The following is a 13,127-nucleotide window of genomic DNA, read 5'->3' as shown; positions in this document are numbered from 1 at the left end:
ATCATGTGCAAGGATCGGGCCATGGTCAGCAACGCGGGGCGGGCATCCGAACGGCCGCACCGGGTGGTCGTGCTGGTCCGCGACGGGGTGGAGCTGCTCGATCTCGGCCTGGTGCACCAGGTGTTCGGGCGGGCCCGGTCGGCCGCCGGCACCCCGCTGTACCGGGTGGTCACCTGCACGCTGGTGCCCGGCCCGGTGCGTACCGACACCGACTTCCCGATCGTGGTCGAGCGCGGCCCGGGCACCCTGCGCACCGCCGACACGGTGGTGGTGCCGGCCGCGCACGCGCCCGACGCCACCGACGAGACCGGGTGGCTGTCGCCGGAGCTCGCCACCGCGCTGGCCAGGCGCCGGCCGGGCAGCCGGCTCGCCTCCATCTGTACCGGTGCGTTCGTGCTGGCCGCGGCCGGCCTGCTGGACGGGCGGCGGGCGACCACGCACTGGCGGTACGCGGAGAGCTTCCGCCGGCTGTTCCCGGCGGTACGGCTGGATCCGGACGTGCTCTACGTCGACGAGGGCGACGTGCTCACCTCGGCGGGCGCCGCGGCCGGCGTCGACCTGTGCCTGCACCTGGTCCGCCGGGACCACGGTGCCGCCGTCGCCAACGAGGTCGCCCGGGCCACCGTCGTCGCGCCGCACCGCGAGGGCGGCCAGGCCCAGTTCATCCGGCAGCCGGTGCCGGCGGTGGCCGAGACCTCCACCGCGGCGGTACGGGAGTGGGCGCTCGCGCACCTGGACCGACCGCTGCCGCTCGCCGAGCTGGCCCGGCGTGGCTCGATGAGCGTGCGTACCTTCACCCGGCGGTTCCGGGCCGAGGTCGGGGTCGCGCCGGGGGAGTGGCTGCTGCAGCGCCGGCTGGAGCGGGCCCGCGAGCTGCTGGAGGGCAGCGACCTGCCGGTGGACCGGGTCGCCGCACAGGCCGGTTTCGGTACCGCCGCGTCGCTGCGCGCGCATCTCGCCACCACGCTGCACACCTCGCCGTCCGCCTACCGGGCCACCTTCCGCGGCCGCTGAGCTGGCAACCGGTGCTGGTGGCGCGACGGCGGTGGCGGTGCCGTACGGGCCGCACCAGCAGGCGTGACGTCGGCCGATCAGCCGGTCGTGGTGCCGAACGCGTGGCCGATCACGAAGGTGACCACCATGGCGATCGCGCCGCCGACGACGACCCGGATCGCGGCCCGTCCGGCGGGCGCGCTGCCGAGCTTCGCCGCGACCGTACCGGTGACGGCGAGCGCCACCAGCACCACGGCGAACGTGACGGGAACGCGCAGAGGTTGCGGCGGCAGCAGGATCGCGGCGAGCGGCAGCAACGCGCCGACGGTGAACGAGATCGCCGAGGCGAGCGCCGCGTGCCACGGGTTGGTGAGCGCCTCCGGGTCGATGCCCAGCTCGGCCTCGGCGTGGGCGGCGAACGCGTCGTGCTCGGTCAGCTCCCTCGCCACCTGCTCGGCGGTCTCCGGGCGGAGCCCCTTCGCCTGGTAGATCGCGGCCAGCTCGGCGAGTTCGGCGTCGGCGTCCTCGCGCAGCTCGCGACGTTCCTGACGGAGCAGGGCTCGTTCGGTGTCACGTTGGCTGGATACCGACACGTACTCGCCGAGCGCCATCGAGACCGCGCCGGCGGCGAGCCCGGCCAGGCCGGCGGTCAGGATCGGGCCGCGTGCGGCGGTCGCCGATGCGACGCCGACGACCAGCCCAGCGGTGGAGACGATCCCGTCGTTCGCACCGAGCACGCCGGCGCGCAACCAGTTCAACCGCTGCCCGAGCGAACTGGTGTCGTGCGGCTCGTGGTGTCCCGGCACGTCGACCATCGCACTCACCCCCCCCCGCAGGGAGGCTACGACAGGTGTCCCGGCCGGGGTGCGCGGCGCACCGTCAGGGGCGTCGCGAGCTGGCCCGGGCGTGCAGCGTGGTGTGCAGGGTGGCGGTTTCCGGTGGCCGGTCCGGGTCGTCGATGCGGGCCTTGAGCAGGGTGGCGGCGGTGCGGCCCAGCTCGTAGGTCGGCTGGGTGACCGTGCTCAGCGGCGGCCGGATGAACGTCGCCCACGGTACGTCGTCGAAGCCGACCACGCCGACCTGGTCCGGGATGCGGATGTCGTTGTCCGCCAGGCATTCCAGCGCGCCGACGGTCATCAGGTTGTTGGTCACGAAGACCGCGTCCGGCGCCGGCCTGGCCGCGAGCAGGTTGGCCATCGCGGTGTACCCACCGCGCTGCCGGAAGTCGGCGTGCCGCTCCAGCGCCGGGTCCGGTTCGATCCCGGCGGCCCGCAGCGCCGACCGGTAGCCGCGCAGCCGCCGGCTGGCGGTACTGAGCCGGGCCGGGCCGGTGATGCACGCGATGCGGCGGAATCCCTGCTCGATCAGGTGGGTGGTGGCCTCCCGGGCGCCGTGCTCGTTGTCTACCAGGACGGTGTCGACGGCGAGGTTGCGGGGCCGGCGGTCGATGGCCACGACGGCGCGGCCCGCCTCGTGCAGCGCGGCGAGGTTCTCGGTACGGCTGGTGGGCGAGACGATGAACCCGGAGATCTGGTCGGCGAGCAGCGCCCGCAGGTAGTCGGCCTCCTTGTCCGGGTTCTCGTCGGAGTTGCACAGCACCACCGAGTAGCCGAGGCCCTGGCCGACGTCCTCGACGCCGCGCACCAGCGCGGTGAAGAACGGGTTGTTGATGTCGGAGATGACCACCGCCCACAGGTTGGTGGTGCTGCGGCGCAGGTTGCGGGCGAGTGAGTTGGGCCGGTAGCCGAGCTGTGCCGCGGCGGCGTTGACCCGGTCCCGCAGCCCGGCGTCCACTGTGGATCTCCCGTTCAGCACCCGGGACACGGTCGCCGGCGAGACGCCGGCGTGGCGGGCCACGTCGTAGATGGTCGGCATGGCCATCATCGTCCTCCATCGCGCGCCGGGGTGCCGCACACCCGGTGTCGCCTGCCCCGGCGTCGACGGGCCGGGGCCGGCACTTGACTGCCGGGGAGCCTCGCCCTACCTTACGAGAAATCGGTTTCTTGCGACAGGGCGGACCGCGCAGCGGGAGGCCGAGCGGATCAGCGGACCGCGCCAGCGGGACGCCGAGCAGATCAGCGGACCGCCGTGGCGGGCGCGGAGGACATCATGACCACTCAAGGAACGGCCGGGATCGCCCGACTCACCGCGGGCCGGTCCCGGTCGATCAGTCCGGAGAACCCGACCGGCGCACCCGGCGCCGGGGGCCGGGCCACCGAGGGCACCGGCGCGCACGCCGCGCGCGATCTCGGCCGCGGCTGGAAGGTGTCGCCGAGCATCGAGATCGCCGCCGGCGCCACGGCCGTACTGGGCGAGATCGAGGGGCCGGCGACGATCCGGCACCTGTGGCTGACCACCCACCGGGACAACTGGCGTTCCCTGCTGCTGCGCATCACCTGGGACGACGCCGACGTGCCGGCGATCGAGACGCCGGTGGGCGACTTCTTCTGTTCCGGCTGGGGTCGGTTCGCCCAGGTGTCGTCGGTGCCGGTGGCGGTCAACCCGCACGGCGGCTTCAACAGCTACTGGGAGATGCCGTTTCGTCGCTCCGCGCGGCTGACCCTTTCGAACGTCGGTGCCGAGCCGGCGGTCGTCTACTTCCAGCTCGACTACGAACTCGACGCGGTCGACGCGGACGCCGGCTACCTGCACACCCAGTTCCACCGCAGCAACCCGTTGCCGTACCGCGAGGTGCACCCGATCGTGACCGGCGTGCACGGCTCCGGCCACTACGTCGGTACCTACCTCGCCTGGGGGGTCAACTCGAGCGGCTGGTGGGGCGAGGGGGAGCTGAAGTTCTATCTGGACGGGGACTCGGACCGCGGCGACGACGAGTTCCCGACGATCTGCGGCACCGGCACCGAGGACTACTTCGGCGGCGCATGGAACTTCGACGTGCCCGGCTCGGGCTACACCACGTTCACCACCCCGTACCTGGGGCTGCCGCAGGTGATCCGACCCGACGGGCTGTACGACAGCCAGCAGCGGTTCGGCATGTACCGGTTCCACCTGCCCGACCCGATCCGGTTCGGCACCGACCTGGCGGTCACCGTGCAGGCGCTCGGCTGGCGCTCCGGCGGCCGGTACCTGCCGCTGACCGACGACATCGCCTCCACCGCCTGGTGGTACCAGCGTGAACCGGGCGGCACCCCGGGCGACGAGCTGACCGCGGACGCACTGGAGGTGTGTTGAGGATGGGAATCAGCCGCCGGTCGCTGTTCGGCGCCGGCGCCGGTGCGCTCGCCGCGCCGGCACTGCTGTCCGGGTGCGGCTCGTCCGCCTCGGGCCGCAAGGAACTGGTGTTCTGGCAGTTCTACGCGCCGACCCCGGTCGGCGGTTCGCCGGACGTGGTGAAGCAGAGCCAGTGGTTCAGCAAGATGGTCGACGACTGGAACGCGCAGCACGAGACGAAGATCCGGCTGGAGTACGTCACCGTGCTCGGCAACCCGAAGCTCGCCACCGCGTTCGCCGCGGGGGAGGGGCCGGACATCTTCCTGCTCTCGCCCGGTGACTTCGCCCGCTACTACAACGGCGGCGTGCTGGCCGAGCTGACCCCGTACATGGAGCCGGCGGCGGTCAAGGACTTCTTCGCGCCGAACATGGCCACCCGCACCGCCGACGGCAAGGTGTACGGGCTGCCGATGGAGATCGAGCCGCTCGCGATGTTCTACTCCGAGCAGGCGATGGAGAAGGCGCACCTGGCCGAGTCTGACCTGCCCCGCACCTGGGACCAGCTGCTGGACTTCGGCGACAAGCTCAGGACCCGCAAGGCGCCACCGATCATGCTGCCCAACCTGCAGGGCTACTACCAGAACTTCACCTGGTACCCGTTCCTGTGGCAGACCGGCGCCGACGCGGTCAGCCACGGCCACTCCGGCTTCGACTCGGCCGGCGCCAAGGCGGCGCTCAAGCTGTGGCAGGACTGCATCCAGACCGGCATCGCGCCGCGCACCTCCCCGGTACCCGACAGCGACGCGGTCGCCGGCCTCGGCGGCGGGTACGCGACGATGTCGCTGAGCGGCATCTGGACCGTGGCGGCGTTCAAGTACCGCAAGCCGAAGTACCGGTACGGGGTGATCCCGCTGCCGACGCCGGCCGGCGGCACGCCCCGTACCGCGCTGGGCGGGTGGGCGTTCGTGGCCAACGCGCGCGGCAAGGACCCGGAGACCGCGGCGAAGTTCTGCGTCTGGGCGCTCGGCTCGATGGAGCAGGAGTCGATCCAGCGGGTCGTCGACTGGTGCACGGTGGCCAAGAGCGACATCGCGCCCCGCGCCTCGGCGCTCGCGGCGGGCCGCAAGGCCGGCGGGTACGACCATCCGGTGATGAAGAAGTTCGCCGACGAGATCTTCCCGACCGGCCGGGGCGAACCGCGCTACCCGCCCGTGGTGTACAAGGCGATCTCGGACGCGATCCAGCAGTGCGAGTTCGCCGGCGCCGATCCGGCCGCGCAGGCCAGGCTCGCCAGCGACACCATCGACGCCTACCTCACCAGCTACCGGGGGGTGAAGATCCTGTGACCGGTCTCGCCGTAGGGGAACGACGGTCGGCGCGTGGCGCGTCGAGGACCCGTACCACCCCGCGACTGAGCCGCCGCGGCCGGGAACGGCTCGCGGCCGGGCTGTTCCTCGCGCCGGACGTGCTGGGCCTCGCGCTGTTCGTCGGCCTGCCGATGGTGGTCTGCATCGTGCTCGGCTTCTTCCAGGTCGACGGGTTCGGCGGCTACACGTTCATCGGGCTGGACAACTACCGGCGGATGTTCGCCGACCCGCTGTTCCTCGGCAGCCTGAAGACCACCCTGCTCTACCTGGTGGTGCTCATCCCGGGGCTGTTCGTCGTCAGCCTGGCGCTGGCGCTGCTGATCCGGCAGAAGTTCCCGCTGGTCGGATTGTTCCGCGGGGCGTTCTTCGCACCGAACGTGATCAGCCTGGTGGTGATCGGCCTGATCTGGAAGTTCATGCTCACCGACCAGACCGGCTTCGTGGTGCGGGTGCTGGGGTTCTTCGGGATCAGCTCGCCGAGCTGGCTGGGCAGCCCGCACCTCGCGTTGTGGATGGTCGTCGCGGTGACCATCTGGTTCGCCATGGGCTACTACATGCTCATCTTCCTCGCCGGGCTGCAGGACATCCCGCGGGAGTACTACGAGGTCGCCACGATCGACGGGGCCGGCGTGTGGCAGCAGTTCCGGCACATCACCTGGCCGCTGCTGAAGCCGACCAGCTTCTTCATCCTGCTCACCTCGACGGTCTCGATGCTCACCGGCGGCATCGACCTGATCTACGTGATGACCTCGGGCGGCCCGGCCAACTCCACCTCGCTGATCATCTACTACATCTACGAGCAGGCGTTCGTCTACGGCGAGTACGGCTACGCGTCGGCGATCGGCGCGTTCATCGTGGCGATCCTGCTGGTGTGGTCGGTCGGCCTGTTCGCGCTCACCCGGGGAGGTCGGTTCAACGATGCCCGCGACTGACACGACGCCCGCGGCGCCGACACGTCCCGCCCGGGCCAGGACCACCAGGAGCGGCTGGGTACGGTTCGCCGTCGCGCTGGTGCTCGCGGTGGCGGCGGTGTTCCCGTTGCTGTGGATGCTGTCCGGCTCGTTCCGCACCCCGGACGACGTGTTCTCGCCGTCGCTGCTGCCGGCGCACCCGACGCTGCACAACTTCTCGTACGTGTTGACCCAGGTGGCGTTCCCGCGCTACCTGCTCAACAGCCTGATCGTGGCCGTGGTGGTCACCGTGGTGGCGCTGTTCTTCCACTCGATGGCCGCGTACGCGCTGGCCCGGCTGCGGTTCCCGGGCCGGGACACGCTGTTCGTGCTGATCTTCTCCACCCTGCTGATCACGTTCCCGGTGATCCTGGTGCCGCTGTTCCTGATCGTGCACACGCTGGGGATCCTGGACAGCTACGCGGGGATCATCATCCCGTCGATCTTCAACGCGTTCGGCATCTTCCTGCTGCGCCAGTTCTACCTGTCGCTGCCGAAGGAGCTGGAGGAGGCGGCGATCGTCGACGGCTGCGGCTACTGGCGGGTGTACTGGAAGGTCATCCTGCCGCTGTCGCGCCCGGTGTTCGCGGCGCTCGCGGTGCTGTTCTTCCTGGCCAACTGGAACGCGTTCCTGTGGCCGATGGTGGTCACCACCAGCACCGACCTGTCCCTGGTCCAGGTGGGTATCGCGGCGTTCCAGCAGCAGCACGCCGCGGACTGGAACTTCAGCCTCGCCGCGTCGACGATCGCCGCGCTGCCGACGCTGGGGCTGTTCGTGATCTTCCAGCGCCGTATCGTCGAGTCGATCAAGACCTCCGGCTTCAAGTGACCGGCCCGCCGCCACCCTCCCGGCGGCGGGCCCACACCGGCGCGGGTGCCTGGCACCCGCGCCGGCCTGCGTTGCGGCTCAGTCGAAGTACGCGGCCAGCTCGGCGATCGAGGTGAAGTGCTCGGCTCCGCCGGGCGTGCCGACGATGCGTACCCCGTCGCCCCAGGTGTCGTCGAACCGGAACGTGTAGGCGACGTTGGCCCCCGCGTCGGCGGAGTACGGGTAGGCCGGGTCGACGCTCACCCCGGTGACGTCCACCCAGGCGTGCTGCTGGCGTACCTGCACCCGCAGGTCGGCGCCGAACCAGCCGCCGTCGGCGAACACGGCGCCGGTGGTGTAGACGACCCGGTTCAGCGAGTAGGCCCGTGGCCAGGTGTACCCCCACTGGTCGGTGTCGGCGGCGGTGCCGTTCCAGGAGTCCTCGCTGCCGGTGGGGTCGCCGTCGTTGAGCACGCCGAGCCGGCCGTAGTGCGCGGTCCGGTCGATCGGTACGGTGCCCGGCGCGGTACGGGCCAGGTTCACGCTCGCGTCCCGCGGGTTGCCCGGGGTGGTGTCCCGCCAGGGCGTCAGGCGCAGCTCGCGCAGCGAGAAGTCGTAGTTGGTCGGGCCGTTGTCGGCGCCCACGAACCAGTTCGACTGCACCCACATCGACGTCCCGTCGGCCGCGGCGTACCTCGACGGGATCGTCGTCGCGTAGCCGCCGTTCTTCGGGCCGGGCGACGACCCCCACCACGGGTACGGCCCGAAGTCCTTGTGCAGGAACAGTGTCCACGGCCCCCACGGCGCCGGCGCCTCGTAGAACTCGAACGTGTACTCGGTCCACGAGGTGTACAGGTAGCGATCCAGCGCCGGGTGGTAGAGCACGCTGCCCTGGGCAAGCACCGACAGGTCGGTCGGCCCGTTCTTCGGGTTCTGGCTGATCGTCGGGTACAGCCGCCGCTCGTCGTGCAGTACCGCCGAGCGCGCGCCGATGTCGCTCGACCACCCGGGCCGCCCGTTCGCGTCGACGCCGGTGCAGAACTGCCAGCTCGACCGGTCGGTGATCGAGCCGATCGGCACCCGGGCCAGGTACAGGTCGACCGGGTCCGGCACGCTGTGCACGTACGAGGTGCGCCAGTTGCCGTCCAACCCGTACGCGTAGGCGTAGCCGGCGTCGGCGGCGCCGAGCACGCTGCGGTGCTCGCTGCTCTTGCCGAAGTCGAGGAAGAACACCGTGGTGAACACGTGGTCGGTGAACATCGGCGTGTCGGTGTGCGTCCAGGTGACGCCGTGGTCGGTGGAGACCGCGACGCTCGCCGCCGCCGCGTCGTCGAAGGCGCCGTCGCCGTACCGCAGGTCCTGGACCGCGAGGTAGAGCTCGTCGGCGCCGTCGCCGTTGCCGTCGATCGCGAGCATCCCGGTCGGCTTGCGGTTGTAGCTTGCCGGATCCGACCACACCGGGCAGATCGCGTCGCCCGCCGCGAGCCGGGTGCCGGTCAGCTGGTCGCCGGGCGTACCGGTGATGCGGTTGGCGACCAGATCGGCGGACGGCTGGTCGGAGAAACCACGGCCGTCCCCGTTCGCCGCGTACAGCGCGTCGTCGTCGGCCCACGCGCCCGGCCACAGGTCGCCGTCGCTGCCGGTCTGCAGCTGCGCCGCGTACGGCAGGTCGACCGTGCCGAAGAACGTCGAGTCCGGCTCGACCAACCCGGACATCGCCCTGGTGGCACCGGACCCGGCGGTCGCCGCGCGCGGTGCCGCGACCGCCGCCAGCGGCAGCGCCAGCGCCCCCACCACGAACCGTCTGCGGGACAGCCCACCGTCCATCGCCATCATCTCCTCGGCCGCGCTGACTGTGAGAAATCGGTTTCTCACACGGTAGGCAGTGCCGGACCGAATGTCCAGATGGTGTGGTTCGCCGGGTGCGGCCCGGGCTACGACCGGCGGCGCCGTCCGGGGCCCGGCGCACCGGGCCGGGTGCGGGCGACCGGCCGCGGCACGGCTGACCGTCGCGGGCGCCTCGGCATCGGCGGTCAGCCGATCGACGCGGGCGCGTAGTCGGGCAGGCCGGCGTCGGTGGCGAGCGACCGGGTGCCGGACAGCATCATCTTGCGCACCACCCGGTTGGCGAACATGCCGTTGCGCAGTGCCAGCCCGTACCGGGTCGCCGGGGCGAGGAACCGGCCGGGCTGCGCGCCGCGCTGCCAGCGCCCGGCGAACCGCCGCATCCGCTGCTCGTAGGCGGCCAGCGCCGGGACGTGCGCGCCGCGCGCCGCGGCCAGCTCGCCGGCCAGCACGTACGCGCCGACCACGCCGGTGCCCACGCCCATCCCGCCGAGGGTGACTCCCCACGCGGCGTCGCCGAGCAGCGCGACCCGCCCGGCGGTCCAGTGCGGCGCGTGCACCCGGGCGATGGCGTCGAAGTACAGCTCGTCGGCGTCGGCGAGACCGGCCAGCAGCCGGGGTACGTGCCAGCCCATCCCGTCCAGCGCCGCGGTGACGAACGCCTTCTGCGCGTCCCGGTCGTGCCAGCCCACGCTCGCCGGGCCGGACCGGAAGACGGCCATCACCCCGGCGGTGTCGGCGACCCGCAGGTCGGCCGCGACGCTCGCCATCCGCCCCGGCTGGTTGTACTGCCGGGAGGTGCGGTCGGCGCCGAGGTCGTTGGGCAGCTCCCACCCGGCGATGTGGTAGCCGAGGTGGCGCACGAACCGTGACTCCGGGCCGAACGCGAACCGGCGCACCGCCGAGTGCAGCCCGTCCGCGCCGACGACCAGGTCGTAGCGCTGGGTGTCGCCGCCGGCGAAGCTGACCCGCACGCCGTCGGGGGCGTCGGTCAGCTCGACGATCTCGTCGCCGAACAGGTACCGGCAGCTGCCGCGGCTGTGCTCGTAGAACACCCGGGACAGGTCACGCCGGTACACCTCGAGCTCGCCGCCGGTGAACTCGGCCGGCAGGGTGAAGATCTCCCGACCCTGCTCGTCCACGCTGCACATCGCGTTGCCGTGGGTCTGCACCGCGCGCAGCTCGTCCAGCACGCCCATCCGGGCCAGCACGCCGAGGTGGGTCGGGCCGCGGAAGTCGACCGCGAAGCCGCTCTCCCGCAGCGCGCGCGCCTTCTCCACCACGGTGACCTCGGCGCCGTGGTGGGCGAGCCACCAGGCGAGCGCGGGACCGGCGACGCCGGCACCGGAGACGAGGACGCGATAGCCGTTCAGTGCCGCTGCCATAACCACTCCCTCAACTGTTTCCTCTGGATACAGATTACAATAGACACAGATCTGGCCCGCGGGCAAGAGGGATCCCGGAACTGGTTGAGTGGCAGTTCGACGGCAGGGCAGTTCGACGGCAGGGAGGAAGCCGATGGCGGTACGCAAGGACTCGCTCGCGTTGCTCTGGGACCAGCCGCCCGCCGGCCGGCGTGGCCCGAAGCCGACGCTCACGCACGACCGGATCGCGGCCGCCGGCATCGAGCTGGCCGACGCCGAGGGCCTGACCGCGGTCACCATGCAGCGCGTCGCCGAGGCGTTGGACGTCACCAAGATGGCGCTGTACCGGTACGTTCCGGGCAAGGCCGAGCTGATCGCGCTGATGACCGAGGTCGCGCTCGGCTCCGCACCGGAGCTGCCGGCCGGGCCGTGGCGGCCGGCGCTGGGGGAGTGGGCCCGGCACGTCTTCGCCGGGTACCTGCGGCACCCGTGGGCGCTGGCCACCACCGTCGGCCCGCGGCCGGTCGGCCCGAACGAGCTGTCCTGGATGGAGGTCGCCTGCGCCCGGCTGGCCGGCACCGGCCTGACCGGTAGCGAGAAGCTCGACGTCGCCGCGACGCTGATCGGCCACGTCCGCTCGATCGCGCAGCAGGACGCGGCTGCCGGCGCGGCGAGCCCGGAGCAGAACCTGCAGCAGGGCGTCGCCGCGGTGCTGCGCGAGCACCGGGATCGTTACCCGGCACTCACCGCCGCCCTCGACGCGACCGTCCAGCAGGGCGGCAGCGACCAGGCGCTCGACTTCGGCCTGGCCCGCATCCTCGACGGCGTCGAGCTGCTCATCGCCCGACGCGCCGCCACCTGACGGACGCTGGCGCCGGGCTCAGCGAGCCGGCACGGGCCAGCCATCACGACCGGCCAGTCCACAGTGGACAGATAGATCGGCTACAGCCAGACCGCGACGCCGCCGTGGCCGGAGCAGGTTCCCTGCCGGTGCTGGCTGTAGCTGTACGTGCCGTCGTTGCACTTCGCGGTCGCACCCGGCGGTGCGGCCGGCGCGGTGACCGGCCGGTGCACGCAGCGACCGTCCGAGTTGCGGTAGTAGTCCCTGCCGCAGGCGGCGGGGGTCTGCGGTGCGGTGGGCCGGGCCGCCGCGGTGGTGGGCCGGGCCGCCGGCGCGTGTGTACGGAGTTGCTGTGACGGGGTCGGTGCGGCGGCGGTCGACGTCGGCGACGCCGCTGTTCCGGTCGACTCGGTGGCCGGCGCGGTGGTCGGCGCGCCCGCCGAGGCGGCGCTGTCGGACGGTGCCGGTTCGTTCGGTGTCGCGGGGCCGCAGCCGGCGAGGCCGAGGGCGGTCGAGGCGGCAAGGGCCAGTACCAGCCGGCGGAGTCGTCGGTGTCGGGGGATCGGGACGGTGTTCTGCGGCGTCATGGCCATCTCCGGGGCGGTCGATGGTCGCCCAGGACGTGTAGGCGACCGACTCCGGAACGTTATGGCGTGTCGTGTTTGGCCACCATCGTCCTGCCGACCCATCGGCACCAACCGTTCGTGCCGGTCGCGGTACGACTCGGCCGCCGCCGCCGACCCGATCGGTGCCCGCGCCCCGCCCGTACCGGCGGCTCAGCGGGTCTGCAGGAGCTGCTGCACGGACTGGGCGAGCAGCAGGACCGCCGGGTCGGGAGTGTCGTTCGACCAGGCGAGGCGGAACCGCAGCGGCGGCGGCGGATCCGCCAGCGGTACGAACCGGACGTCCGGACGCCGCACGGTGTCGGCGACCAGGCTCGGCAGCGGCAGCAGCGCGATCCGGGCGGCGACCAGATCCAGCGCCGCCGACGGGTCCTCCAGGTCGTCGGCGGCCGGGTACGGACTGCGCGGTGGCAGCGCCGCGACCAGCGCGGGCCACGGGCCGCCCGGTGGGCGCCGTGCCGGCACCAGCACGCGGCGGCCGGCCAGCGCCGACAGGCCCAGTGCGCGGCGGCCGGCGAGCGGGTCGCCGGCCGGTACCGCGAGCCGGTCGACCGCCACCGTGAACAGCGGGATCGCGGTCAGCTGGATCGGCACCGGCGCGGTGAGGATCGCCGCGGTGACGGTACCGGCCGCGGCCAGTTCGGTGGCCTCCCGCTGGCCGGCGGAGCGCAGCAGCACCTCGGCGCCGGGCTGCCGGCGGGTCAGCCGCCGGGCGACCCGGGCCGCGAACGTGCCGAGAATCGGTGGATAAGCAAGCGTGATCGTCGGGCCCGGCGCGGCCGTCCACCGGTCGGCTGCGGAGAGGAGCGCGCCGGCCTCGGTCAGTACCGAACGGGCTGGTGCCAGCAGCGCCTCGCCGGCGGCCGACAACCGCACCGACCGGCTGCTGCGCTCCAGCAGCCGGCAGCCGAGCACCCGCTCCAACCGGCCGACCGCCTGGCTGATCGCCGGTTGGGACAGGCCGAGCGAGCGGGCCGCGGCGGAGAAGGAACGCAGCTCGGACACGGTGACGAAGCAACGCACGTCCCGCAGTGCCGGCAGCCGCGCCATCACTCCTCCCACCTCCGTCACCAGCGATAAGTATCGCAAATTGATCCACCGGCCGGGTGGCGCGGCTGGCTAGCCTGCCCGGACCCGTACTTCGCGAGGCCCGAGGAGATCTCCC

12 protein-coding genes are annotated in these 13,127 nt (G+C 72.4%); 6 read left to right on the top strand and 6 right to left on the bottom strand.

The window, feature by feature from the left end; all coding sequences use genetic code 11:
* Positions 1–21: 21 nt before the first annotated feature.
* Positions 22–1,014, top strand: coding sequence for a GlxA family transcriptional regulator (locus NUM_RS08280; RefSeq protein WP_207124204.1), 993 nt, complete (start codon positions 22–24; stop codon positions 1,012–1,014).
* A 77-nt stretch (positions 1,015–1,091) separates the two neighbouring features.
* Here NUM_RS08280 and NUM_RS08275 read toward each other — a convergent pair whose 3' ends face one another.
* Positions 1,092–1,808: a VIT1/CCC1 transporter family protein gene (locus NUM_RS08275; protein WP_207124203.1), complete on the bottom strand. Its 717-nt coding sequence runs from the start codon at positions 1,806–1,808 to the stop codon at positions 1,092–1,094.
* 64 nt (positions 1,809–1,872) lie between these two features.
* Positions 1,873–2,868 (bottom strand): LacI family DNA-binding transcriptional regulator, encoded by a 996-nt coding sequence (locus tag NUM_RS08270; RefSeq protein WP_207124202.1) that lies wholly within the window; start codon positions 2,866–2,868, stop codon positions 1,873–1,875.
* Positions 2,869–3,102: 234 nt separating this feature from the next.
* On the opposite strand from NUM_RS08270, the gene NUM_RS08265 reads away from it, so the two are divergent.
* Genes NUM_RS08265 through NUM_RS08250 form a run of 4 tightly spaced genes read left to right on the top strand, consistent with a single transcriptional unit; the run spans position 3,103 to position 7,310 of the window.
* Complete coding sequence (locus tag NUM_RS08265) at positions 3,103–4,185, top strand: glycoside hydrolase family 172 protein (RefSeq protein WP_207124201.1); 1,083 nt, start codon at positions 3,103–3,105, stop codon at positions 4,183–4,185.
* Between the two features lie 2 nt (positions 4,186–4,187).
* Positions 4,188–5,510 (top strand): ABC transporter substrate-binding protein, encoded by a 1,323-nt coding sequence (locus NUM_RS08260; protein ID WP_207124200.1) that lies wholly within the window; start codon positions 4,188–4,190, stop codon positions 5,508–5,510.
* Positions 5,507–6,463, top strand: coding sequence for a carbohydrate ABC transporter permease (locus NUM_RS08255; protein ID WP_207124199.1), 957 nt, complete (start codon positions 5,507–5,509; stop codon positions 6,461–6,463). Before NUM_RS08260 ends, NUM_RS08255 begins: the two co-directional genes overlap by 4 nt.
* The gene (locus tag NUM_RS08250; RefSeq protein WP_207124198.1) at positions 6,450–7,310 is read left to right on the top strand and encodes a carbohydrate ABC transporter permease; all 861 of its coding nucleotides are present in this window, start codon (positions 6,450–6,452) and stop codon (positions 7,308–7,310) included. Before NUM_RS08255 ends, NUM_RS08250 begins: the two co-directional genes overlap by 14 nt.
* Before the next feature lie 78 nt (positions 7,311–7,388).
* Here NUM_RS08250 and NUM_RS08245 read toward each other — a convergent pair whose 3' ends face one another.
* On the bottom strand, positions 7,389–9,116 hold the full coding sequence (locus NUM_RS08245; RefSeq protein ID WP_207124197.1) for a hypothetical protein: 1,728 nt from the start codon (positions 9,114–9,116) through the stop codon (positions 7,389–7,391).
* Positions 9,117–9,322: 206 nt separating this feature from the next.
* Positions 9,323–10,519: an FAD-dependent monooxygenase gene (locus NUM_RS08240; RefSeq protein WP_207124196.1), complete on the bottom strand. Its 1,197-nt coding sequence runs from the start codon at positions 10,517–10,519 to the stop codon at positions 9,323–9,325.
* Between the two features lie 133 nt (positions 10,520–10,652).
* Here NUM_RS08240 and NUM_RS08235 point away from each other — a divergent pair, with 133 nt between their 5' ends.
* The gene (locus NUM_RS08235) at positions 10,653–11,360 is read left to right on the top strand and encodes a TetR/AcrR family transcriptional regulator (protein ID WP_207124195.1); all 708 of its coding nucleotides are present in this window, start codon (positions 10,653–10,655) and stop codon (positions 11,358–11,360) included.
* Positions 11,361–11,440: 80 nt separating this feature from the next.
* On the opposite strand, the gene NUM_RS08230 is transcribed toward NUM_RS08235, so the two are convergent.
* Positions 11,441–11,926 carry a DUF3761 domain-containing protein gene (locus tag NUM_RS08230; RefSeq protein WP_207124194.1) on the bottom strand — a complete coding sequence of 162 codons (486 nt, stop codon included), beginning with the start codon at positions 11,924–11,926 and terminating at the stop codon, positions 11,441–11,443.
* A 189-nt stretch (positions 11,927–12,115) separates the two neighbouring features.
* On the bottom strand, positions 12,116–13,033 hold the full coding sequence (locus tag NUM_RS08225; protein WP_207124193.1) for a LysR family transcriptional regulator: 918 nt from the start codon (positions 13,031–13,033) through the stop codon (positions 12,116–12,118).
* Positions 13,034–13,127: the final 94 nt, after the last annotated feature.

The organism is Actinocatenispora comari (assembly GCF_017312725.1).
In the GTDB taxonomy this organism is placed as follows: Bacteria; Actinomycetota; Actinomycetes; order Mycobacteriales; family Micromonosporaceae; genus Actinocatenispora; species Actinocatenispora comari.
The sequence above is the reverse complement of the archived record's forward strand: the minus strand, read 5'-3'. Positions and strand labels throughout refer to the sequence as shown.